General features: G+C 64.7%; 20 protein-coding genes and 1 pseudogene. 2 read left to right on the top strand and 19 right to left on the bottom strand.

Translation table 11 applies throughout. The annotated features are described in order from the left end of the window. Window positions 1–42: 42 nt before the first annotated feature. From OYT95_RS25110 to OYT95_RS25175, 14 genes are all read right to left on the bottom strand, one after another. Window positions 43–1,710 (bottom strand): AMP-binding protein, encoded by a 1,668-nt coding sequence (locus tag OYT95_RS25110; RefSeq protein WP_268789432.1) that lies wholly within the window; start codon window positions 1,708–1,710, stop codon window positions 43–45. 202 nt (window positions 1,711–1,912) lie between these two features. Beyond that, window positions 1,913–3,358, bottom strand: a complete 1,446-nt coding sequence (locus OYT95_RS25115) for an aldehyde dehydrogenase (protein ID WP_268789433.1) — start codon at window positions 3,356–3,358, stop codon at window positions 1,913–1,915. Window positions 3,359–3,423: 65 nt separating this feature from the next. After that, window positions 3,424–4,461 (bottom strand): ABC transporter ATP-binding protein, encoded by a 1,038-nt coding sequence (locus OYT95_RS25120; RefSeq protein ID WP_128641242.1) that lies wholly within the window; start codon window positions 4,459–4,461, stop codon window positions 3,424–3,426. 56 nt (window positions 4,462–4,517) lie between these two features. Continuing rightward, window positions 4,518–5,048: a hypothetical protein gene (locus OYT95_RS25125; protein WP_009475482.1), complete on the bottom strand. Its 531-nt coding sequence runs from the start codon at window positions 5,046–5,048 to the stop codon at window positions 4,518–4,520. Further along, the gene (locus OYT95_RS25130) at window positions 5,045–5,626 is read right to left on the bottom strand and encodes a hypothetical protein (protein WP_037231334.1); all 582 of its coding nucleotides are present in this window, start codon (window positions 5,624–5,626) and stop codon (window positions 5,045–5,047) included. Before OYT95_RS25130 ends, OYT95_RS25125 begins: the two co-directional genes overlap by 4 nt. After that, complete coding sequence (locus OYT95_RS25135; RefSeq protein ID WP_128641243.1) at window positions 5,602–7,086, bottom strand: MCE family protein; 1,485 nt, start codon at window positions 7,084–7,086, stop codon at window positions 5,602–5,604. Before OYT95_RS25135 ends, OYT95_RS25130 begins: the two co-directional genes overlap by 25 nt. Then, complete coding sequence (locus tag OYT95_RS25140; protein WP_043779318.1) at window positions 7,086–8,225, bottom strand: MCE family protein; 1,140 nt, start codon at window positions 8,223–8,225, stop codon at window positions 7,086–7,088. The genes OYT95_RS25135 and OYT95_RS25140 overlap by 1 nt, the downstream gene beginning before the upstream one ends. Then, the gene (locus OYT95_RS25145; protein ID WP_128641244.1) at window positions 8,222–9,436 is read right to left on the bottom strand and encodes an MCE family protein; all 1,215 of its coding nucleotides are present in this window, start codon (window positions 9,434–9,436) and stop codon (window positions 8,222–8,224) included. Before OYT95_RS25145 ends, OYT95_RS25140 begins: the two co-directional genes overlap by 4 nt. Beyond that, a complete protein-coding gene (locus OYT95_RS25150; protein ID WP_128641245.1) occupies window positions 9,436–10,437 on the bottom strand; it encodes an MCE family protein in 1,002 nt (333 codons plus the stop codon). The genes OYT95_RS25145 and OYT95_RS25150 overlap by 1 nt, the downstream gene beginning before the upstream one ends. Then, on the bottom strand, window positions 10,437–11,444 hold the full coding sequence (locus OYT95_RS25155) for an MCE family protein (protein ID WP_128641246.1): 1,008 nt from the start codon (window positions 11,442–11,444) through the stop codon (window positions 10,437–10,439). Before OYT95_RS25155 ends, OYT95_RS25150 begins: the two co-directional genes overlap by 1 nt. Further along, window positions 11,444–12,607, bottom strand: coding sequence for an MCE family protein (locus OYT95_RS25160; protein WP_128641247.1), 1,164 nt, complete (start codon window positions 12,605–12,607; stop codon window positions 11,444–11,446). Before OYT95_RS25160 ends, OYT95_RS25155 begins: the two co-directional genes overlap by 1 nt. A gap of 1 nt (window position 12,608) precedes the next feature. Then, complete coding sequence (locus OYT95_RS25165) at window positions 12,609–13,385, bottom strand: MlaE family ABC transporter permease (protein ID WP_037231384.1); 777 nt, start codon at window positions 13,383–13,385, stop codon at window positions 12,609–12,611. Window positions 13,386–13,526: 141 nt separating this feature from the next. Next, complete coding sequence (locus OYT95_RS25170) at window positions 13,527–14,321, bottom strand: MlaE family ABC transporter permease (RefSeq protein WP_009475479.1); 795 nt, start codon at window positions 14,319–14,321, stop codon at window positions 13,527–13,529. 55 nt (window positions 14,322–14,376) lie between these two features. Beyond that, on the bottom strand, window positions 14,377–15,480 hold the full coding sequence (locus OYT95_RS25175) for an NAD(P)-dependent alcohol dehydrogenase (protein WP_128641249.1): 1,104 nt from the start codon (window positions 15,478–15,480) through the stop codon (window positions 14,377–14,379). A gap of 307 nt (window positions 15,481–15,787) precedes the next feature. Here OYT95_RS25175 and OYT95_RS25180 point away from each other — a divergent pair, with 307 nt between their 5' ends. Beyond that, a complete protein-coding gene (locus OYT95_RS25180) occupies window positions 15,788–17,146 on the top strand; it encodes a C40 family peptidase (protein WP_128641250.1) in 1,359 nt (452 codons plus the stop codon). Between the two features lie 34 nt (window positions 17,147–17,180). On the opposite strand, the gene OYT95_RS25185 is transcribed toward OYT95_RS25180, so the two are convergent. The 3 genes from OYT95_RS25185 to OYT95_RS25195 all read right to left on the bottom strand — a co-directional run bounded on the left by OYT95_RS25185 (window position 17,181) and on the right by OYT95_RS25195 (window position 19,319). After that, on the bottom strand, window positions 17,181–17,609 hold the full coding sequence (locus tag OYT95_RS25185) for a DUF2834 domain-containing protein (RefSeq protein WP_043779306.1): 429 nt from the start codon (window positions 17,607–17,609) through the stop codon (window positions 17,181–17,183). A gap of 1 nt (window position 17,610) precedes the next feature. Further along, window positions 17,611–17,928 carry a 2Fe-2S iron-sulfur cluster-binding protein gene (locus OYT95_RS25190; protein WP_037231397.1) on the bottom strand — a complete coding sequence of 106 codons (318 nt, stop codon included), beginning with the start codon at window positions 17,926–17,928 and terminating at the stop codon, window positions 17,611–17,613. A gap of 68 nt (window positions 17,929–17,996) precedes the next feature. Continuing rightward, window positions 17,997–19,319, bottom strand: a complete 1,323-nt coding sequence (locus OYT95_RS25195; RefSeq protein WP_268789434.1) for a cytochrome P450 — start codon at window positions 19,317–19,319, stop codon at window positions 17,997–17,999. A 378-nt stretch (window positions 19,320–19,697) separates the two neighbouring features. Here OYT95_RS25195 and OYT95_RS25200 point away from each other — a divergent pair, with 378 nt between their 5' ends. Beyond that, the gene (locus OYT95_RS25200; RefSeq protein ID WP_268789435.1) at window positions 19,698–20,066 is read left to right on the top strand and encodes an alpha/beta fold hydrolase; all 369 of its coding nucleotides are present in this window, start codon (window positions 19,698–19,700) and stop codon (window positions 20,064–20,066) included. Window positions 20,067–20,474: 408 nt separating this feature from the next. Here OYT95_RS25200 and OYT95_RS25205 read toward each other — a convergent pair whose 3' ends face one another. Together OYT95_RS25205 and OYT95_RS25210 are read right to left on the bottom strand one after the other, a co-directional pair. Beyond that, window positions 20,475–20,771, bottom strand: a complete 297-nt coding sequence (locus OYT95_RS25205; RefSeq protein WP_235214661.1) for a lipase family protein — start codon at window positions 20,769–20,771, stop codon at window positions 20,475–20,477. Between the two features lie 506 nt (window positions 20,772–21,277). Next, window positions 21,278–21,493 (bottom strand): annotated as a pseudogene (locus OYT95_RS25210) (IS3 family transposase); the annotation flags it as partial. Between the last annotated feature and the right edge of the window lie 11 nt (window positions 21,494–21,504).

Genomic DNA, 21,504 nt, shown 5'->3' on the forward strand with positions numbered 1-21,504 from the left:
GCGACAGCCCCTGCTCGTGGTATCCGGCAGTGCCGGAAGGTGTTACGCGTTGCCGGTCAGTTCGGCCGCCTGCTTGCGAAGCAAGAACTTCTGAATCTTTCCGGTGGCGGTGGTGGGAAGCTGATCGACGACGACCACCTTCTCTGGAATCTTCTGCATCATGGCCTTCCGCTCGTTTCGGAGGAAATCGGCCAGCTCGTCCAAGGTCGGCGCCGGACCGTTCACCTCGATGAAGGCGCACACCTTTTCTCCGAGGCGGGGATCCGGCATGGACACCGCGGCCGCGCCCGTGATGCGCGGATGTGCCAGCAGGTGTTCTTCCACCTCACGCGCGGAGATATTCATACCGCCGCGGATGATCAGGTCCTTGATCCGTCCCGTGACCCGCAGATAGCCCTCTGCGTCGACGCGCCCCAGATCACCCGAGGCGAGGAAGCCTCGACTGTCGACCGATGCCGCCGTCCGTTCGGAGTCGCGCCAGTAGCCGAGGAAGATCCCCGGACCCCCATAGAACATCTGGCCTTCCTCGCCGGCGGGTACGACGGCACCCTCCTCGTCGCGGATCTCGAGATCGACCCCGTCGAAGGCCCGTCCGTCGGAGGAAAGCACCTTCTCGATGGGGTCGTCCGCGCGTACAGCGGTCACCAGAAGTCCCTCACTGCTGCCGTACACGGGGAGGAGGAGACATGCGGGGAGTGCCTTCTTCCACGCCCTCAGGAGTGCTTCTGGGATCGGTGCGCCTGCACTGACCCACATCCGCATCGAGCTGACATCGTGGTCGGCGCCCGACTCGATGGCCCCGAGCGCCATTTGAAGGAACGGTGTCGCCGCCATGCTGATCGTCGTCTTGAACTGCGCGATGCGGCGTAGGCCCTCGCCCGGTTCCCACACGTCGAGAAGATGAATGCCGCTTCCGAGGATCAGGGGTGCCGCAACACCCACGGCAAGTCCGGTCGCATGCGTGACGGGGGAGGGCATGAACATCACGTCAGCGGGGTTCAGGCCCATCACGTCTCCACCCAATCCGTGGACGGTGAACGAGAGCGTGTTGAAAGTGTGCAGGCAGCCCTTCGGCCGCGACTCGGTTCCCGAGGTGTAGATGATGGCGTGGGCCGCATCGGCGGACGGCGGCGGCCCGAGTTCGTCGTCACCGGGGACGCGGTCGCCGACGGCGAGTGACTCGAACGCGATCTCGCCTGCCCGCGCTGTTCCGCGCACGACGACGACATGCTCGAGTCCGGGCACTTCCGGGCGGACCTCGGCCAGCATGTCGGTGTACCGGAATTTGCGGAATTCCTCTGTGACGAAGGAGATCTTGGCGCCGGAGTGCTCGAGTACGTACCGGACCTCGTCGTGCCGGTACACCGGCATCGTCGGAACGAGTACCGCGCCGATCCTGGCGAGCGCCACGTAGATGACGACGAATTCGTTCCAGTTCGGCAACTGGACCTGGACGCGGTCGCCGCTGTCGACGCCGAGCTTCTTCAGTGCCGCCGCGAGGCGGTACGCCTGCGCCCGCAGCTCGCCTCGGGTGAGTGACCCGTAGCCGTCGGTGACAGCCACGAAGTCCGGATCGATAGTCGCCCAGCGATCCACGTGTTCGGCCAGGCTCTCGTCGCGCCAATAGCCGTTCGATCGGAACGCCTCGAGGGTGCTCGCACTGTAGCGGTCCTCGGGGAGAATGGCTCCCGCGTGTTCCATGACATCCATGCGCGGATCCTTGCTTTCAGGTGCCTCTCCTCGACAGGAGACAGGCCGGAGTGATTGGTCTAACCATAATGTCGACCGGGGTGGGAAAAAAGGTATGAAACGGACGTCTTCTCCTCCTCCGGGATGAGGGAAATACCCCGTCGGGATGAGTGCTCCGTGGAGGGTGCGGGTACGGCGCGTGTGCCGCACCCGCACCCGGGTGTCACAGGTAGATCGACTTCTGCACGAGGTAGGCGGAGAGTGCTTCCGGGCCCAATTCACGGCCGAGGCCGCTGGCTTTGACACCACCGAAGGGTGCCGTGGGATCGGGAAGGTAGCCGTTGATCCCGATCGTTCCCGTCTGGACGCGCCGGGCGACGGCGACCCCGTGGTCGTGATCGGCCGTGAAGACGGTGCCACCGAGCCCGAAGTCGCTGTCGTTCGCGATGCGGACCGCCTCCTCGTCGTCGCGGTACGAGATGATCGAGAGCACCGGGCCGAAGATCTCCTCCTGGGCGATGGTGTAGTTGTTGTCCACGTCAGCGAAGATGGTCGGCTCGACGAACCATCCCTTTTCGAGGCCCTCGGGGCGTCCGCCGCCGACTGTAATGCGGGCGCCGTCGCCCTTGCCCTTCGCGATGTAGGACTCCACGCGGTCGCGTTGCCGGGCGCTCGCCATGGGGCCGATCATCGTGGCGGGGTCGAGGGAACTTCCCACGGTCAGCGACCCGGCCAGAGCGCTGAACGTGTCGACCACTTCCTGGTAACGCGACTGCGGTGCGAGCACGCGGGTGCCGAGGTAGCAGACCTGCCCGTTGTTCAACATGGTCGCGCCGAACAACTGCTCCCCGACGGTGGCGAGATCCAGGTTCGCGTCGTCGAGGATGATGGCCGCCGACTTGCCACCCAGTTCCAGTGTGACCGGCCGGAGCAGGCGACCGCAGGCCTCGGCGATGTTGCGGCCGGCAGCAGACGACCCGGTGAACGCCACCTTGTCGATGCCGGGGTGCGAGACCAGGTACGCGCCCAGTTCGCGGCCGCCGGGAACGATGTTGATCACGCCGGCCGGAAGGTCCGCCTCTTCGATCGCCTCGGCGAGGACGTAGCTGTCGAGCACTGTTTCGGGGGACGGCTTGATGACGATCGTGCACCCGGCAGCGAGGGCCGGCGCATACTTGAATGCGGCGAGCGCCTGCGGGAAGTTCCACGGAACGATAGCGCCGACCACACCGATCGGGGCCTTGGTCACGAGGGTCGACCCGCCCAGCAGGCCCGGACGCGTTTCCTCGAATCCGTCGTTCTCGATCAGGCCCGTGTAATAGCGGAGCAGGATCTGAGGGAAGACCGCTTCCAGCTTCTCCGCGACGGCGACGGGCATGCCGTTCTGCGAGCTCACAGCCTGGACCATCTGGGGTGCGCGCTTGTCGAGCGCATCAGCGAGGCGCTTCAGTGCCGCCGCTCGCCGCGACGGCTCCCACTGCGACCAGCCGGTGGGATCGTCGAAGGCCTGGCGCGCCGCATCGACAGCGGCGTCCATATCGGCCTCGGCGCCGTCGGGGGCGTGACCGACGACCTGCTCGTCGTTGGGTGACACGACCGTGATCACGTCACTGGAAGTGGGCGCGTGCCACTCGCCTCCTATGAAGAATGCGTTGTTGTTCGTCGTCATGACGGGTTCCTCTCGTTGATCTGAGTTGTGTTGCTCTTCTTGCCGAGTCGTTCGCTGACGATGGATTACACGGATTCGAGGGGTTCCTCGTACAGCGGGAATTCCTCGGTGTCGTACGTCCCGAAGCCCTCCTCGAAGCTTTCCTGGATGGCGATCTGGGCGCTGTCGGGCAGGGTGTGCATGATCTCGCGGACGCGTTCCTGGCGGCGGGCGACCGCCTGCCGGAACGGCATTCCGGGCGTCGCCTTCATCTGTGGGACGATGCCCTCGACGTCGTCGACCCCGCCGGCGTGGTGGCCGGCGTCGACCATGGCCTGTTCGGCCGCCATGGTGGCCTCGTCCTTCTCCTCGGACATGCCGATCGGGCCGATCATGGTGCCGCCCAGGAACTGCTTGACCACCGGTTCGTCCGAGGTGAGCAGAACCTCTCGCGGGCCGAACATCACCAGTTTCCGGCGGAAGAGCATACCGATGTTGTCGGGAACCGTGCGGGCGAGATTGATGTTGTGCGAGACGATCAGGATCGTCGCGTCGATCTCGGCATTGATGTCGATCAGTGTCTGGGAGATGTAGGTGGTGCGGACAGGATCGAGACCGGAGTCGGGCTCGTCGACGAGGATGATCTGCGGGTCGAGGACCAGGGCGCGGGCGAGGCCGGCCCGTTTGCGCATACCACCCGAGATCTCCCCGGGCAGTTTGTCCTCCGCCCCGAGCAGACCGACGAGTTCCATCTTCTCCATCACGATCGTGCGCACGTCGGATTCGGACTTCTTCGTGTGCTCCCGCAACGGGAATGCCACGTTGTCGAACAGGTTCATCGACCCGAACAACGCACCGTCCTGGAACAGCACCCCGAACAACTTCCGGATCTCGTACAACTCCTTCGACGAGCACTCGAGAATGTTGGTGCCGTCGATCACGATCGACCCCTGCTCCGGACGGAGCAGACCGATCAGAGATTTCAGGAACACCGACTTACCCGTACCGGACGGCCCGAGCAACGCACTGACCTCACCGGCCGGAAGGGTCAGCGTGACGTCCTGCCAGATCTTCTGCGAGCCGAACGACTTGGTCAGACCTTCGACCGATACCTCGACACCCACGACTACCTCCTACTATTGCGAAAACATCGACTGATCCCCATGTTTCGGGGAACTGGTCAGACGGGGATCATTTCCGTCATGACCCACGTACCCTCCTGTTCGGTCATGCCGACGCGGACGCGGCTTCCGTCCAATTTCGGGGCGGCACTGTCGGTGCTGGTGGTCGACTGGTTGACGAAGAACAGCAGCGTCACTGCGTGTTCCGACGCGGAGACGACGGAGGATTCGACGACGGTCGCCGAGGTCACGACCTGGCGTTGTTTCGCCGACGGGATGATGACCTCCTTGCCGACGCTGTCGAACTGGCCGCGCAGGTCTCCGCCGAGACTGGGAAGGATGTCGGCGAAGTGGGCGTCGATGGTGTTGAAGTCGTAGGAGAGTACGTCGGCGACCAGTTGGGTGGCGCGGTCGCGCGCCTGCCCCTCCGCGGTGTCGATCTGGCGGCGATCGTGTACCTGGAGAGCGATGGCGACGGTCGCCGCGACGAGCCCACCGGCGAGGAGCACGGCGAGGTATCGGGTGGCCCGCCGCCGCGCGAAGGACCAGGATGCGACTGCTTCGGGTATCCGGGCGAGTGTGTTTCTCATGCTACGAACTCCACATCTGAGACGAGCCAGTTGCCGTCCACCGAATCGAGAGAGACCTTCATGCGATAGACGCGGATCTCGCCGTTGGGCGCCTCGGTGTTCTTCACTGTGGACGTCACGGCGGCGAGGACGACGGCATGCTCGTCGTCGGACGTGACCAGGCCGGCTTCCTTGACTTCGCCGGTCGACTCCACCTGGCCCTGGTTCAGCACGTCACCGAAGCTGCCGGACGCACTGGTGAACTGCTCCCGGAACGGCCCGGTGGTGCCGTCGGCGACGCGCTGAATGTCCTCGTCCACACTCTGATGCCTCAGCGTGACCAGATTGACGACCACTTGGCGGGCCGTCTCCAGTATCTGCTCGTCTCGTGACTGTGCTGCTTGCTCCGCTCGCAGGTTCGTCCACGAGACGCCGCCGACGACAAGGGCGGCGAGGGCGACGAGTGCGATTGCCGCCATCGTCGCGATGAACCCTCGGGTACTTTGACGCACCTCGGAGTCGGCTGTCGCGGCCGTGGCATCGTTTCCGGTGTGATCGAGGTCCGGTTCGACCTCTACCGGAGCAGTAGTGCCTGCCATGTCAATTCCTCCTCTAGCTTTGGTGCAGAAACGCTGGCGATCGAATACAGATCGCCGTTCGGTGCCCGGAAGTTCCCGGTGATCGGGTCATACGGGACGCTGGTGGTGCCGTCGGGAACAATCGCCTGCGGGGGCGTCCACGAAGCCGGCGCGACGGTCAGGGGTTCGGGAACTTCGGGAGCCGGCCGGCTCGCGATCGGTCCCGTGTCCGGTGCGCCGGTGTCGGTCGACGGGGGCGAATACGGTTGTCCGGGCCGTGCCAGCATTTCCGGCCAGGTGGACGGCAGGCCGCCGGGGCAGTTCGCGATCTCGGCGGTGCGCACCGCGGGATTCGTCGCGCACGGGATGTTCCGTGCGCCACGTGCGACCCGCGGATCTGCCTGCGGGAGCTTGCAGTAGGAATTTTCCGGAGCCGGAGCCGAGCTGACGTCGCTCGGGTCGCGGCGCTGCGTTTCCTGGTAACCCTCGGTGCAGGGGAGCGGGTTCGCGGAGTTGCCGAGTTTGACGTCCAGGGCGCCCTGGCCGTACACCCGGTCGTCAGTTTGGACTCCGCGGTGCATGTAGTTGATCGACGCGGACACCGCCGGATAGATCACCAGGATCTGCTGTATCCCGGGGATGTTGACCCGTGCCACCTCACCCACGGTCTGGAGATTCGCCAGCAGCAGCGGAACGGTGGGGCGGACGTCGTCGAGGGTGCCGCTGACCGTGTCGAAGAACTGGGAACCGTTGTCGAGGACACCGCGAACCTGCGCGTCGCTCATCACCAACTGCTCGGAGAACGAGGACAGATCACGGGAGAAGCTCGCGATGTCGGCGCGGGAGTCGGCACCGGCCTCGAGGACGGGTTCGGCGTCATCGAGCAGTGTTCTGGTGGAACCGATCTTGGCCTGCGCGAGTTCAATCAGCGGGCGCGAGGAGTCGATGAGCCGCGACAGGGCCGGTCCCGCCCCGTTGAAGGCGGTGTAGGCCTCGTCGACCGTGACCCGGAGATCGTCCTTGGGCAGCTCCGACAGGAGCACGTTCACCTTGTCGACTACCTCGGAGGCGGGCACCGGGATCTCGGTGTTCTGCTCGGTGATCACGTCACCGTCCTCGAGGAAGGGGCCCTCCGAGGACGCCGGAACGATGTCCAGATACTGCTCACCGATGGCCGAGACGCTGCGGACGAATGCCTGGCTGTTCGCCGGAACAGCGAAGTCCGAATCGAGCTGCAGTTCCGCGGCCGCCCGATCGGGGCGGACGTCGATCGACTTCACGACGCCGACGTCGACGCCGCGATACGTCACCAGTGAGTTCACATAGAGTCCTCCGGCGCGGTCGAACTCCGCCGTGATCGTGTACATGCCGATCCCGGTGACACGCTTCAGCCCGAGGTAGTTGACCGCGGCGTTGCCGACCGCGAGAACGGCCACCACGCTGAAGACGATGAGCTGGAAGCGAACGAGTTTCGATCTCATCAGCGCGGTGCTCCGTTCTTCGGTGCGGACGTTGCGGGTCCGCCGGATGTCGTTGCACCGGTGGGTGCCAACAGCGGATTCACCGCTTGGCGAGCCGGGTTCAGTCCCGCCAACTCGTCGAGGGGAATGCTGCCGAGAACCTTGCCGCCTACCGTCTCGGCGCTGACGTCGAGCGTGAGGAAGAGATTCATGTAGTCACCCTTGATGGCGCGCTGAGTGGTGGTCACCGGGAACGGGACCGTCGCCGCGATCTTCAGTGCTTCCGGAAGGTGATCGCCGGCCGCGGCGAGCTGCGAGAGCACCGGCTGCAGCGACCGCAGATTCGCGTCGAGATCCTCGCGGCTGCTCTCGAGTATCTCGGTGGCGATCTCGCCGAACCGCCCCACGTCGTTCAGCATCGTCGTGAGTTGCTTCTGCTGCTCGTCCAGGATCTGCATCGCCGGCTGGATCGAGGTGATGCCTCGGTCGATCGTCTGATTCTGGCTGGCGAGTTCCGCGCCCAGGCGGTCGAGCCCGTCGATCGCGCGGACGATGTCGTCGCGCTGTTGGTCGACACCGCCGACGAATTCTTCGAGGTTGCCGAAGAGGCTGCGCAACGATTCCTCGCGGCCACCCAGAACACGATTGAGTTCGGAGGTCACGGTGCGGATCTGTTGCAAACCACTTCCGTTGAGTACGAGGGCCAGCGCAGAGAGCACCTCCTCGGTGGACGGGTACTGACTGGTGCGGTCGAGGGGGATCACGTCGCCGTCGGCGAGCGCGCCGACCGCCTCGACACCGGGCGGCACCGTCAGCTCGAGGTACTGGGAGCCGAGCACGCTGGTTTGCGCGAGCTTGGCGCTGACGTTCGCCGGGATCTCCGCCTCGGGATCGATTTCGAGTGTCAGTTTGGCGCCCCAGTTGTCACCCGTGATGTGGCTGATGTTCCCGACGATGACGTTGTTGGCCTTCACCGGCGAGTTGCCCACCAGATTCTGGATGTCCGCCAGTTCGACCGTCACCTCGTGTGCGTCACCTCCGACTACGTTGCCGGGCAGTCCGATCGAATTGATTCCGTCGAATCGGCACCCGGCCGCCGCGGCCACGACGCCGACGAGCATGGTCGCGGTGAGCGCCGACCTCCGAATTGAGTTCGTCATCGTGGTCCCTCCGGAAGAATGAGATTCTGGAGACTCTGGGTGATGGAGGCGACGGGGTCACTCGGGCCGGGGGATCGCGGCGCGCCTGCCGGTGGAGTCCGATTGGCGACGGGTGCTGACGTTGCCTGTTGCACGGCAGCATTGGCCAGAGGTGCGGCGAAAGCTTTTGCAGCAGTCGCGCATTCATTCGCGGGTGCGTCGACCGTGGTCAAGAGCGCGCAGATGAGCGAGCGCGGGTCCGGCATCTCGGGCACGGCGAGGGCGCCCGTGAGTGAGTTGGCGTCGGGATCGTAGATGTTGTAGAAGTCCGACAGCGCCGTTGGTCCGGCGTGCAGGATCGACATCAGGGTGTCCTGCCGGTCGACGAGCAACCGGGAGATGGTTTCGAGCTGCCCGGTATTCTCGACCAGTGCCCCACGGTTGTCTTCGACGAACTTCGTGACTTCCTGGAACGTGGTCAGCATGCTGCTGAGCAGTGCGTCGAGTTCGGTCCGGTTCGCGTTGAGCAGTCCCGACACGTTGGCCAGTTCACCGCTGAACGCCCGGATCTGCTGGTCGCTCGCGGCGAGGGCGGTGGTGAACTTTTGCAGGTTCTCGACGGTGCCGAACAGATCCTCGCCGCTCGCGTTCAGTGTGGTGGCGGCGTCCGAGAGGTGGGTGAGGGAATCGTGCAGCGCGCTGCCCGTTCCGTCCAGCGTGTGGGCGGTGCTGCTCACGAAGCGATTGAGGGAACCGTCCGGGTGCTCCGGGGTGCGGCCCGCATCCTCGCTGAGCTTGACCACCTGCTTCTTGATCTCGTCGAACTCGACCGGCACGGCGGTCCGGTCGAGGGGGATCTCGTCACCGTCCGACAGGGTCGGTCCACCCGAGTACGCCGGTGCGAGCTGAATGTAGCGGCCGGTCACCAGGGTCGGGGCGACGACCGCAGCCTTCGCGTCGGCGGGGACGTCGTACTCGTTGTCGTAGTCGAACTCCACCCGGACGCGTTCGCCGTCCGGTTCGATCGTCGTGATGCGGCCGACCTCGACGCCGAGAATCATCACCCGGTCTCCGACGTATATGCCGGTGGTGTTCCGGAAGTAGGCCGTGACGTGGTTGACGGAGTGGTTTTCGATCCAGGCGGCCGTCAGCAACCCGACGAGGGCCACGGCGATCATCACGGCGAACAGCCTTGCCGGCAGTTCCCGTGCCATTTCGCGTACCGATGCCATCAGCGCGGCCCCCCGAAACTTCCCGGAAGCTGCCCGGACAGATTGGCCGGGACGATGTTGTGCAGCAGCACCCCGAAGAACGGTCCGCTGCCCACCGCCTCACCGACCTGCCTCGCGAACCGTTCGAGGCCGGTGAGCGATGCGTTGATGTTGTCGTAATTGCTGTTCAATGTGGCCACCAGAGTCTTCATCTGATCGAGAGTGGGTCCGAGTGTTGCCGCGTTGTCGCGGGACAGCCCGGTGAGCGCGTCGGCCACCTGACGGGACTGCACGAGGACGCGATGGATGGTGTCCGCCCGGTTGTTCAGCGCGGCGAAGAGCGACTGGCCTTGGCCGAACAGCGCGGAAACCTGGCCGTCCCGATCCGCGAGGATCTTGGACACATCGGCCGCACCCGCGAGCAACCGACGCAGTTCCTCGTCCCGGCTCGATACCGTCGCGGACAGGCGGGACAGGCCGTCGAGAGAGGACCGCAGGTCCGGCGGAAGCTCGTCTTCGACCGAAGAGACCTGCTCGAGTGCGCCGGACAGGTTGACGGTGTCGGTCTCGGACACCTTGTCGGTGACTTCCTCGAGCGCCCGCGTGATGTCGTATCCCGAGCTGGTCTGTGCCAGGGGGATGGTCGCGTTGTCGGCGAGTTCGCCGTGACGCCCCGGAGTGATCTCCACGTACCGCCGGCCGAGAGCAGTTTCGACCTTGATCGCTGCCGTCGTGTCGTCACCGAGCCCGACCGCGCCACTGTCCACGTCGAACTCGACGTCGACCCTTCCGTCGCTGATCGAAAGCTTCCTCACCTCACCGACTTTCACACCGGCGATCTGCGTGGTGTCACCGACGGCGAGGCCGCTGGCATCGGCGAACTCGGCGTGGTAGGTGGTGGCCCCGCTGACACCGGGGATGGACTTGAAGTTGAGCGCTAGGAAGAGGACCCCGATCAGGACCGCCGTTCCGATCAGGCCCATGCGGAACGCATCCCGCTCGAGGAAGGATTTCTGAGCCATCACTGGCACCTTTCTGCGGGAGCCTTGAACATCGGTGTGACGCCGCCGGGACCGGGCCCGGACGCGTACTTGATCGCGAGACCACAGACGAAGAAGTTCACGAAACTGCCGTAGCCCGCGACGCGGCTGATGAGGCGGTAGTTCTCGGGCAATGTGGAGAGCACCATGTTCAGGGTGTCGGTGTTGGCGTTGAGGTTGCCCGCGAGATCACCCAATGCGACCACGTCCTGCGCGATCGCCGGACGGTTCTGGTCGAGCACACTCGAGAGACTGTCGGTGACCTGGTCGATGTTCACCAGGGAGTTGGTGATCAGATCACGGTCACCGTCGAGGCCCGCGACCAGCCGCTGAAGCTGGTCGATGAGCGTCGAAAACTGGTCGCCGCGATTGTCGACGGTCCCGACGACGGTGTTGAAGTTGCTGACCACCTGACCGATCGCCTGATCCCGGTCGGCCAGCGTGTTGCTCAGGGTTCCGATTTGAGCCACGAGACGCCCGATGCTTGCTTCCTGGCCGTTGAGTACCTCGATCAGGGAGGCGGACAGTTGATTGGTCTGATCCGGGTCGAGGCCCTGCAACAGAGGTCGGAATCCGTTGACCACCTGGTCGAGGTCGAGTGCCGGGGTGGTCTGCTGCAGTGGAATCGGGCCGTCGAGCGCACCGATGGCACCCGGTCCGTTCGACAACTCCACGTAGCGGTCACCGATCAGGTTCTTGTACTTGATCCGCGCCGTGGTCCCCTCCGTCAGCGGGCGCTCGGTGGACAGGGAGAATGACACCACCGCGGTGCCGTCCGCGGCCAACTCCACCCCTTTCACCTTGCCCATCGGCACACCACCGACCTTGACGTCCTCGCCGTTGCCCAGGCCGGACGCGTTCGCGAAGACGGCCTGATACGTGTTGGTGCTACCGAAGCGCATGTTGCCCACCACCGTCGCCACACCGAATCCGGTCAACGAGGTGACCAGGACGAAGATCAGCAACTTGATTCCGGGTGCCTTCGTCATCAGCGCCCACCTCCGAACATGAACTGTGCGAACGGGTTACCGATCAGGTCTTCGACACCGCGCGCGGGCTGGTATGCCTTGCTGCCGTCGTCGAAATCGGTGTGTCCGGGTGCCTGCGCGGGGTCGTAGCACCGCGGTGCGCCGTCCGCACCGTTCTTCGGCGCATTCTCGGGGTACGTGTACGGCGGATCGCCCATCAGCAGGGTGCCGAGGATGTTCAACCCGGCCTGATCACTACCACCGACGGTGCGCTCGAGATATTTGTTGGTCTGGTCCATGCTCGCCAGGAAGCACGGATACATCGGCGCATTCTGTGCGAGCAGTGCCGTCGTCGGTTCCAGCGCATCCAACGACTTCTCCAACGGGTCACCGGAGGCCTCGAAGAAACTCCGTCCGCTGTTGCCGAAACCGCTGAAACTGAGCAGGAACGCGCTGAACTGGTCCTCCTTCTCGGTCACCGTGTCACCGGTGGTGCTGACATGGTCGACGGTCCGAAGGAGGTCCGGAGCGGCGTCGGCGAGAACCTCGGAGACCTCGGCACCCTTGACCAGATCGCGCTGCAACGTGGGAAGACTGCCGTTGAACTCGGACAGGTACGTGTCGAGCTCGACCATCATGTCACCGAGTTGGTCGCCGCGGCCCTGCAGCGACGTGGACAACGCACTCAACGTCGCGTTGACCTTCTGCGGTTCCACGGTGCGCAGCACCGTCACCAGCGAGTCGAGGAGGTCGTTCACCTCGGTGGCCACGCCGGTGCCCCGGACTACCGAGCCCGCCGACACAGTGGTCGCCGAGGGATGTTCCGGCTGCACGAGTGTGACGAACTTGCGGCCGAACAACGTGGTCGGATCGATCACGGCAGTGATGTTCTCCGGTATCGCCGACGTCCGGCTCTCGTCGATGTCCATGGTGATCTGGGCCTGGTCGTCCACCAGCTGCACCTTCGAGACCCGGCCGACGACGACGTCTCTCATCTTGATATCGGATCCGGGTTCGAGCATGAGACCCGACCGCGCCGAATACAACGTCACCGGGACGGTCGAGGCGAACGATCCGCGATAGACGCCGACGGATACCGCCGTCGCGATCGCGAACAGCGTCACCAGACACACACCCAGGAGCACATACACCAGGCGGCTTCGCTCTTCGATATGGCCACCCATGTCAGCCCGCCACTTTCACGGCGCCGGCGGAGCCACCGTAGACGGCGATTCCGATGAGCAGGTCGATGACCATGATCGCGATCAAGGAGGTGCGCACGGCCCGCCCGACCGCGACGCCGACTCCCGCCGGCCCGCCCTTCGCGTTGTAACCGTGGTAGCAGTGCACACACATCACCACCACCGACATCGCGAGGACCTTCACCATCGACCACGCGACGTCGCTGGGCACGAGGAATACGTTGAAGTAGTGCTGGTACGTTCCGCTCGCCTCGCCGAGGTATTCGGTGACGAGCTGGGTGGCGACGTATCCGACGAACAACGCCACCGCATACAGCGGAATCACCGCGATGATCCCGGCCATCACCCGGGTCGTCACCAGGTAGGGGAGCGACGGAATGGACATGGTCTCCATGGCATCGATCTCCTCGCTCACGCGCATCGCGCCGAGTTGTGCGGTGAAACCCGCACCGACCGTCGCCGTCAGCGCAATACCTGCGATGACCGGAATGGCCTCCCGGGTATTGAAGAATGCCGAGATGAATCCGGACAGCGCGCCGATCCCGATGCGCCCCATCGAGGTAGCACCCTGCTGGCCCACTTCGTATCCGACGGCGGTGGTGAGCAGGGAGATGACGACGAGAGTTCCTCCGATGACCGCGAGGGCGCCGGTGCCCATGCTGACCTCGGCGAGTAGCCGGAGCGTTTCCTTCCGGTACCGCCGGAAAGTGCGTGGAATCGCGGTGACGGCATGGCTGTAGAAGTGGAGCTGTCGCCCCATCTCCTCCATGTGGCCGATCGGTGCATCGACCACGCTGAGCGCGACCGTGGCAACCCTGGGTCTCGCGCCGGTGGCCCGAGTAGCTTTCGACACAGAATTCTCCCGTTGACAGCCGTCTTCGCGGCTTGAGGTGGAGCGCTGTCAGTGCAGCGCGAGAGTCGTGATAACCGAGTTGGCGAGGAAAAGCAGCAGAAAGCTGAACACGACGGTCTGGTTCACTGCGTCTCCGACGCCCTTGGGTCCGCCCTTCGCGTTGAGTCCCAAATGGCACGCGACGAGGCCTGCTAGCAGGCCGAACACCGCCGCCTTCACCTCGCTGACGAGGAAGTCGGGCAGTTTGGTCAGGATCGAGATCGCCGTGACGTACTGGCCCGGCGACGCACCCTGCATGTAGACGGTCGCGATATATCCGCCCACCAGGCCGACCGCCGAAACGAGGCCGTTCAGGAACATCCCGATCAAAGTCGACGCCAGCACCCTCGGCACAACCAGGCGTTGAATCGGATCGATCCCCAGCACCTTCATCGCGTCGATCTCTTCACGAATCGTCCGTGAACCCAGGTCGGCGCAGATCGCGGTCGAGCCGGCACCTGCCACGACGAGAACCGTGACAACCGGGCCGATTTCCCGAATGATCGCGACGCCGGCGCCGGCGCCACTGAGGTCGACCGCACCGATCTCGGCCAGCAGGATGTTGATCTGATAGACGAACATCATGCAGAAGGGAATCGCCATCAGCAGCGCCGGCATGATCGACACACCGGCGATGAACCACGCCTGCTGAACGAACTCGCGAGCGTGGAAGGGGCGCTTGAACATGCATCGGAACGTCTCCATCGACGTCGCGTAGAACGCGCCGACCGCCGTCGGCGCGACCTGGACGGCCTTCCGGACAGCACTCGCCTTCGGCGGGCGTGCTTTCAGATCTACAGACATCGACCAGCCTTTCTCACTGTTTCCGGAGCATCCGACGGGCAAACAGGGTTGGTCATCACTCGTGGACGAGGACGACCTTCACCGCCTCACCTCGATGTTGCACGGCCACAGCCTCGTTGATCTGGGAGAAAGGCATCGTCGTGATCAACTTGTCGAACGGGAACTTGCCCTGACGGTGGAGATCGAGAAGGTGAGGAATGAACGTGTCGGGGTCGGCATCTCCCTCGACGATCCCGCGAATCGTGTGACCGAACAGCTGCGTCGGCATCATGCCGATCGGGAGTGTGGCGGTCGGGTCGGCGGGGACCCCGATGAGGCCGAGGGAGCCCCGGACACCCAGTGCCTGCAAGATCTGGTCCAGCACGGGAAGTAGGGCGGTCGTATCGATGGCATAGTCGGCGCCGTCGGGAACGATTGCCCGGATCTGCTCGGAGAGTGCACCGTTGGCCGGATCGACCACGTGGGTAGCGCCGAGGGAGAGCGCGAGCTCGCGCCGCGACTCGTGAGGCTCGACGACGATGATCGTGCCGACCTCGCGGACCACGGCAGCGAGCACTGCCGCCAGGCCGACCGAACCGGCTCCGACGACGACCAGTGACGACCCCGGAGCGACGTCGAGCGAGTTCAACACCGCGCCCGCGCCGGTCTGGATTCCACAGCCGAGCGGACCGACGAGTTCGAGAGGGGCGTCGTCCGCGACCTTCACGACATTGCGCTCGTGAGCGATGGCATGTGTCGCGAGGGAGGACTGGCCGAAGAAGTTGCCGCCGAGCGTGGTGTCTCCCGAGGTGAGTGCCGAACTGCCGTCCGGGCGCCCGCCCCCGAAGTTGAATGCCATGAAATTGTGGCAGTAGGCAGGCTCGCCCTTGCCACAGTGGGCGCACTGGCCACAACTGTTGAAGCTGATGGCGACCCTGTCGCCCTCAGCAACCTTGGTGACCCCCGATCCGACTCCCACGACCGTGCCGCTGCCTTCGTGGCCGACGACGCCCGGGAGGGGGAACGGGAGATGCCCCTGTTTGACGGCCAGGTCGGTGTGGCAGAGACCGACGCCGGCGATCTCGACGAGGACTTCGTGTTCCGTGGGTTCGCTCAGAGACACGGTCTCGATGGCGAAGTCTCCCGAGACTTCGTTGATTACGGCGGCGCTGATCTGCACGATTGCTCCTAGATTCAGGTTGTTTCGGCGTTCACCCGTAGGCGGGCATCACTTCCGTACGGGTGATGTTAGGTAGGTCACAAGGGTGAAAAACAGGGGTGAAGGGCAAGTTCGCTCCAATCTCCCCCTTCACCCCCCCGGTGGGGGGAGGTGGGAAATCGGGGCCACATCGTGGGATGGCCGACCGTCGCTCCGATGAAGTACCCGAACCACCCTCTGGTGCGACGCGGTGACGAAGGCGGGCGCGAGAGACTCGAGTCACATCTCAGGGTTTCTTTGGCCTGGCTCACACTTCAGGAGGAAACGAATGTCTGTTGATCCTTCGGCGATCATCGTCGGGGTAGCCGCGGCAATCGGGGGCATCGTGCATGGAACGGATCTGCCAGAGCCCGCGCAAGGCATTGCGACGCAACAGGTTCAGTCGATCGTAGAGGCCGCACCGGGGTTCGACGCGCAGATCGACCAGGCCATTGCGAATCTGCCCCCAGAAGTTCAGGACCCGGCTCGTCGAGCTGTCGACGCCGCGGCCGTTGCCGTTGCGGACGCGGTAGCACCATATCTACCTCCCGCGCCGGTGCCGGCACCCCCGCAGGATCCGTTGCCTCCCAGAGATCCCCGACCTGAGGGCAACGTGAGTCCACAGTCCTCCGGGCCGGTCGCTACGGAGCCGTATTCCCCGTCATGGTGGCCGTCACCGACGGCGAACGATGCACTTGCGCAGGGAGAGAGTGATGGTGTGCTGTCGCAATGGGTGCCGTCGGTGCTCGATCCCTCCGCAGCGACGTCGTCGGCTATCGGTTCGATCGCCGTGTTCGTTCCGTGGTTCCAGAAGGCGGGCGCCATCTGCGACGGCGTGAAGGCGCCCGTTCTTGCCGCGCTGTACTCCGCGGAGAACGGCTTTCGCTATGGTGTCACTGCTCCGGTGTCGCCGTCCGGCGCTCGCGGTCCGGGCCAGTTCATGCCGGCCACCTGGGCAAGGTACGGCAAGGACGCCGACGGCGACGGGAAGGCCGACATCCTCGACGTCGCAGACTCGGTGATGGCCTCGGGCCACCTTCTCTGCGACATGTACGAGCAGATCGAGCAGTGGAAATCGCAGGGAGAGGTGGTCGGCGACACGCTCGACCTCACGATCGCGGGGTACAACGCGGGCGTCGGCGCCGTTCGACTGCATCGCGGTATGCCCTCGGGTGAAGCAGATTACGAGAATCAGACGAAGCCCTACGTTGCGAAGATCCGCGCTTCCGAGTCGCGATATGCCTCGCTTCTCGGGATCTTCGGAGGCGGGGCGGACGGCATCGGCGGCAAGATCGTCGAAGCCGCCGTCCGGTATCTCGGTCTCCCGTACGTGTGGGGCGGCGGTAACGTGAATGGCCCTTCGGCAGGCGGGTTCGACTGCTCCGGTCTGACGTCCTATGCCGTCCACGCGGCCACGTCCGGGTTTTCCCTTCCCCGCACCTCCGAGACGCAGTGGAATGTCGGTGTGGAGGTTCCGCTCGCGGATGCGATGCCGGGAGATCTGCTGTTTGGGAACTGGGGCCCGGCGGGCCCCGGGCATGTCGCGATCTACGTCGGGAACGGGCAGATGGTCCACGCCCCGACGACCGGCGACGTGGTTCGCGTCGCACCGGTCTTCGAGGGGATGAAGGCTCGTCGGGTGGTGTGAACGGCACTTGGCGTGTTGTGTACCTGCCGGCCGGCTACATGCTTTGCGCGGCGCTGGATTCGCGGCCGTCCGACGGCGGCACCGGTTGTCCGGGAGCGCGGCTCGCCAGGAACCGCTCACGAACAATGAGATAGAACGGAAAGGCCATCGACACGCCGATGTAGGACAGCAGAACGAAGACCACGCCCCATTTGCGGCCCATCCCGATCCGCACGGTGTCGGTGAGAACCCACACGATGAAGACCGCCCACGCGATCAACATGTCGATGCTCAGGAAGGCCGCCGTGCCGCCCGGTTCGATGCCGTCACCGAAGAACTCGACCGGGTTCAAGATGTTGCCGCCGTCGCCGATCCAGTCGAACGCGAACGGCCACGTCAGGAGTAGCGCCGCGATCCCGGCGACGAGGTAGCAGGCATGCCGGACGTTCATCGCCGTGCTGCGGTGTAGTTGCGTCGTCACCATGTCACCTGCTGTCTGCGACTCGGACGTGGATCTCGGCATCGCAGTCACCGACGACGAGCTGGCAGGACAAGCGGGAATCGTCGTCCGCCGCATCCAGATATGCGATCAGGTCCGTCTCCTCGTCGGTTGGTTCGGCGAAGAAGTGGGTGTACTCCTTCGGGAGATGAACGTGGCAGGTCGCGCACGCGCAACTGCCGGCGCATTCGGCAACGATGCCGGGGAGATTGTTTCGGAGCGACGCATTCATGAGCGTCTCGCCGAGTTGGACGTCGACCTGCTCGGTCGTCCCGTCGGGCAGATGGTAGGTAACTTTCGTCATGATGTGGTGGCGCTTTCTCGCGGGAAGGCGTTGCGCCGAAGCGGTTCTCGCCTCGGCGCACCACCGGGTCAGGCGAACGTCAGGTGGACGGGCAGGCGCCGGAGTCCGCCGACGAAGTTCGTCTGGATCATCTTGGGGTCACCGGTCACCTCGATGCGCCGGAGTGTGGGCAGCAGCTCCTCGAGCATGACCTTCATCTCGAGCTTGGCGAGATGCTGTCCGATGCACATGTGCGGGCCGTAGCCGAAGGCGATCTGCTTGTTCGGGCGTCGATCGATGTCGAAGGTGTCCGGATTGTCGAAGACTTCGGCATCCCGGTTGCCCGACTGGAACAGCAGCATCAGGCGGTCGCCGGCCTTGATGGTGCGTCCGCGGAGTTCGTAGTCGCTGAGAGCGACGCGGGTGAACTGCTTCACCGGCGACACGATCCGCAGTGCCTCGTTCACGAGGTGTGGAACCAGGCTGAGGTCGCCCTGGACACGCTCGAGGATGTCGGGACGTGCAGCCAGCTGTTGCAGGCATCCCGCGAGGGTGCTGGCCGTGGTGTCGTGGCCGGCGGTGGCGATGGCCACGAACCATCCGTAGGCGAAGGTCTTGGGGAAGTACTCCCCGCTCGCGTCCTTCGCGACGGCGATGAGGGTGGCCAGATCGTCGCGCGGTTCGGCGCGCCTGCTCTCGACGAGAACATCGAAATACGCGTAGAAGTCCGCGATTGCCGCCGCCCACTGCTGTGCCGCGGCGTCGGGAGAAAGGGTTTCGATGTCGTCGCGCTTCGCGTCCGGGTCGGCGACTCCGAAGAGGTCCTGCGTCAGCGCCATCATGCGTGGTTCGTCTTCCACGGGAACACCGAAGAGTGACATGATGACGTGCAGCGGGAAGAAAACCGCGAACTCGTGCACGGCATCCAGGTCTTGCTTTCCGGACACGAGGCGCGCGACGGATTCCCGCGCGGTCTCGCGAATGCGGTCTTCCCACTTCTTGAGGTTCGCCGGGCGGAACCAGTCGAACGCAACGTCCTTGATCGTGGTGTGTTCCGGCGGGTCGAGGTAGGGCAGCGCGTCGAGGATGCGGAGACTGCCACCGGTGAGTGTCTTCGTGAACTCGTCACCGGCCTGATTGGTGAGAATCGGGTTGTGCGAGCCCTTGTTCTCGCCACCACCCGCACTGAAGATCTCTGGCTGTCGCTCGATCTCCATCAGGTCGGCGTGCTTGCTGACCAGCCAGAGGGGGTCGTACCCCTCTACCCGTGCCTGCCCGAGGGGCTGGTTCTCGCGGAGCCACCGGTACGCCTCGTAGAGTTTTGCGTCGTCGCTGTGTCCCTCGGGGAGGACGATCTGCCTGCCTATCTCGTCGGGAACTGTTGTGGTGTAGGCGGATTCGACTGTCGTCATGATCAACCTTCTCTCTGGGGTGGGCTGAAGAGAGCCGGACGCATGAGGGTCACCCCCTACGTACTCATGCTCTGTGACTCGAGTCTCATGGATGGTCGCGATGGGTGCGTCACCCGGATGAGGTGTTTTGATCCCGCTTCGGAGGGGTTGAGCGGTGCTGAGTGCGCGCGGGGCGGCCTTGACTGCTTTGGTCGGATAATATCTATACTTAGACCGAATTGAGTGACAGAATACTGTCCATGGCGCGGACGAGGCGATGGTCGTTCTTCCTGGCAGCGGTCGTAACCGCGATCCGGTGTACTTGCGCGCGGCATCATCTCCGGCGTTCTCGCGCCGGTCATCGGCCCTCGGCTCGCGACGGTCGAACCGAAACTCGTCATGCGTGCAATTCTGCGAGGTGGTCTCGTCGACGACTCCGCTCTGACGAACGAATATCTGGACGAGCTTCTCGCGGTGGGGAAGCGGCCCGGTTATGCCTCGGTGGCCCGTGCCGTGTACGGCACTCTGCCGAGTCTGGTCGCTGCCAGGTCCGTGTATCCACGGGTGACGGTTCCCGTGAATCTGGTCTACGGGGAACACGATTGGTCCAGGGCGTCCGACCGCGACGCGAACAACCGTGCGCTGCCCGGTGCCGAGTTCGTACAGATACCGGATGCCGGGCATTTTCTTTCCCTCGAGAAGCCTGCTGTCATTGCCGCGCTGCTGGATCGGTCAGCAGTTGGGGAGGATCACGAGACGGGTAGGTGAACCGTCCGGGGTCGAATGAAGGCCTCGCTCAGGCCACCTCGAGGACCAAGGCGCACCGCCTCCTCCGCGAGACGATCGATCTGCCCCCGAACTCGAGCCAGACGTGGTTGGCGGGAGATCGCTGAGCACGAGGCAAACGAAGGGACGCTCGCCGCGACGGAGGACGCCTACACCGCACCGAATCGGGCTACGCGATCGGTGTCTGCGCTGAATTGGGAGCCCAGCCCGCTGTGATCACAGTGAGAGCGGCTCTGAGATAGCGGGGCTTCCTGTGTCGAAGGTCCGAGACGATCTCCGGACCACGCCGACACACGCCGACACACGCCCGGAATTCGTCACCGACTTCGGTTGGCCTCATCCGCCCACTCCGTCATACCGAGCCGGCTTCTGTTGACGATCGGCAAGTGGTCAATGGTTGAACCTGTCGATGAGCCATCCGACAGCGGTCGGATTGTCGAGGAGCAGCCCGGCCGAATGCCCTGCAACCCCGGCTTGTGGGAGCAGTGGGGGCGTGTCGAGTTTTGCGACGGTCACGTCGGCGCCCGCTGCACGCCAGGCGTTCGCCATTTCGTAGGTGTCCGCGGCAGGGGTGACGTCGTCGCTGACGTTCTGGGCGACGAGTACGGGTGCGGCAGGAGCGCTTCGGCCCAGGTCGAAGCTGTCGAGGACAGCCTTGATCGCGGGATCGGCCTCGAGTTCGTCCACGATCGGGCGACCGCTGACCGACAGCGAGCTGGTGGACTGAAGGCATGGAGCACGGCGGTGCCATTGCATTCGGTCGCGGTGCGGTGCAGGAAGTCGATGCCGGCGGGGTTGAGCATCGACGTGACCGTCGTCGTGAATTCCGGGTGACTCGGCGCTGCTCCGGTTCGACCACGAGCGCAAAACAGATCCGCCCCGCCGCCGAGCACGTGAACCTGCTGATGGAGTGCGACCTGGACCCGTGGGGGCCCTGGACAGGTGGTCCACCGAGAATCCGCTGATCGGGGACCAGCGGCCAGTGGACCGACTCAGCGCGCACGCGCTGACCGAGGCAGAGGTGGAGCTGATGGTGGCGGCCGAGCAGAGGGGGGATGGAGTGATCCCGGGGCACAGTGCTGCAACGGCCGGCCCGCAGACCAGGCTTATTCTCGCGGGCACCGCGCTGCACCGGATCTCGAGTACCGGGTCGGGACTGCCCCCACCCTGGTTGACGCACGGGGTGTGCAGTTTCAGGCCGCGTGTGCGGTCTGATGGAGCGTCTCATATTCGACGGGTGTCAGTCGACCGAGACCGCGTTGCCGGCGACGCCGGTGGTAGGTCTTCTCAATCCACTCGACGATCGCCAACCGTAGTTCCTCACGGCTGCTCCAGTGGCGCCGGTCGAGGACGTTGCGTTGCAGCAACGCGAAGAACGATTCCACCGCGGCATTGTCACCACATTGACCGGCTAATCGCG

Origin of the sequence: Rhodococcus sp. JS3073, assembly GCF_026810085.1 — a bacterium.
In the GTDB taxonomy this organism is placed as follows: domain Bacteria; phylum Actinomycetota; class Actinomycetes; order Mycobacteriales; family Mycobacteriaceae; genus Rhodococcus_F; species Rhodococcus_F wratislaviensis.

Excerpts from the sequence above, each read along its gene's own strand:
- OYT95_RS25125 (WP_009475482.1), bottom strand. The coding sequence starts at position 5,048 with ATGAGAAACACACTCGCCCGGATACCCGAAGCAGTCGCATCCTGGTCC.
- OYT95_RS25185 (WP_043779306.1), bottom strand. The coding sequence starts at position 17,609 with ATGGTGACGACGCAACTACACCGCAGCACGGCGATGAACGTCCGGCAT.
- OYT95_RS25110 (WP_268789432.1), bottom strand. The coding sequence starts at position 1,710 with ATGGATGTCATGGAACACGCGGGAGCCATTCTCCCCGAGGACCGCTAC.
- OYT95_RS25150 (WP_128641245.1), bottom strand. The coding sequence starts at position 10,437 with ATGGCTCAGAAATCCTTCCTCGAGCGGGATGCGTTCCGCATGGGCCTG.
- OYT95_RS25155 (WP_128641246.1), bottom strand. The coding sequence starts at position 11,444 with ATGACGAAGGCACCCGGAATCAAGTTGCTGATCTTCGTCCTGGTCACC.
- OYT95_RS25115 (WP_268789433.1), bottom strand. The coding sequence starts at position 3,358 with ATGACGACGAACAACAACGCATTCTTCATAGGAGGCGAGTGGCACGCG.
- OYT95_RS25130 (WP_037231334.1), bottom strand. The coding sequence starts at position 5,626 with ATGGCAGGCACTACTGCTCCGGTAGAGGTCGAACCGGACCTCGATCAC.
- OYT95_RS25135 (WP_128641243.1), bottom strand. The coding sequence starts at position 7,086 with ATGAGATCGAAACTCGTTCGCTTCCAGCTCATCGTCTTCAGCGTGGTG.
- OYT95_RS25200 (WP_268789435.1), top strand. The coding sequence starts at position 19,698 with ATGCGTGCAATTCTGCGAGGTGGTCTCGTCGACGACTCCGCTCTGACG.
- OYT95_RS25170 (WP_009475479.1), bottom strand. The coding sequence starts at position 14,321 with ATGTCTGTAGATCTGAAAGCACGCCCGCCGAAGGCGAGTGCTGTCCGG.
- OYT95_RS25190 (WP_037231397.1), bottom strand. The coding sequence starts at position 17,928 with ATGACGAAAGTTACCTACCATCTGCCCGACGGGACGACCGAGCAGGTC.
- OYT95_RS25160 (WP_128641247.1), bottom strand. The coding sequence starts at position 12,607 with ATGGGTGGCCATATCGAAGAGCGAAGCCGCCTGGTGTATGTGCTCCTG.
- OYT95_RS25165 (WP_037231384.1), bottom strand. The coding sequence starts at position 13,385 with ATGGGGCGACAGCTCCACTTCTACAGCCATGCCGTCACCGCGATTCCA.
- OYT95_RS25195 (WP_268789434.1), bottom strand. The coding sequence starts at position 19,319 with ATGACGACAGTCGAATCCGCCTACACCACAACAGTTCCCGACGAGATA.
- OYT95_RS25145 (WP_128641244.1), bottom strand. The coding sequence starts at position 9,436 with ATGGCATCGGTACGCGAAATGGCACGGGAACTGCCGGCAAGGCTGTTC.
- OYT95_RS25180 (WP_128641250.1), top strand. The coding sequence starts at position 15,788 with ATGTCTGTTGATCCTTCGGCGATCATCGTCGGGGTAGCCGCGGCAATC.
- OYT95_RS25140 (WP_043779318.1), bottom strand. The coding sequence starts at position 8,225 with ATGACGAACTCAATTCGGAGGTCGGCGCTCACCGCGACCATGCTCGTC.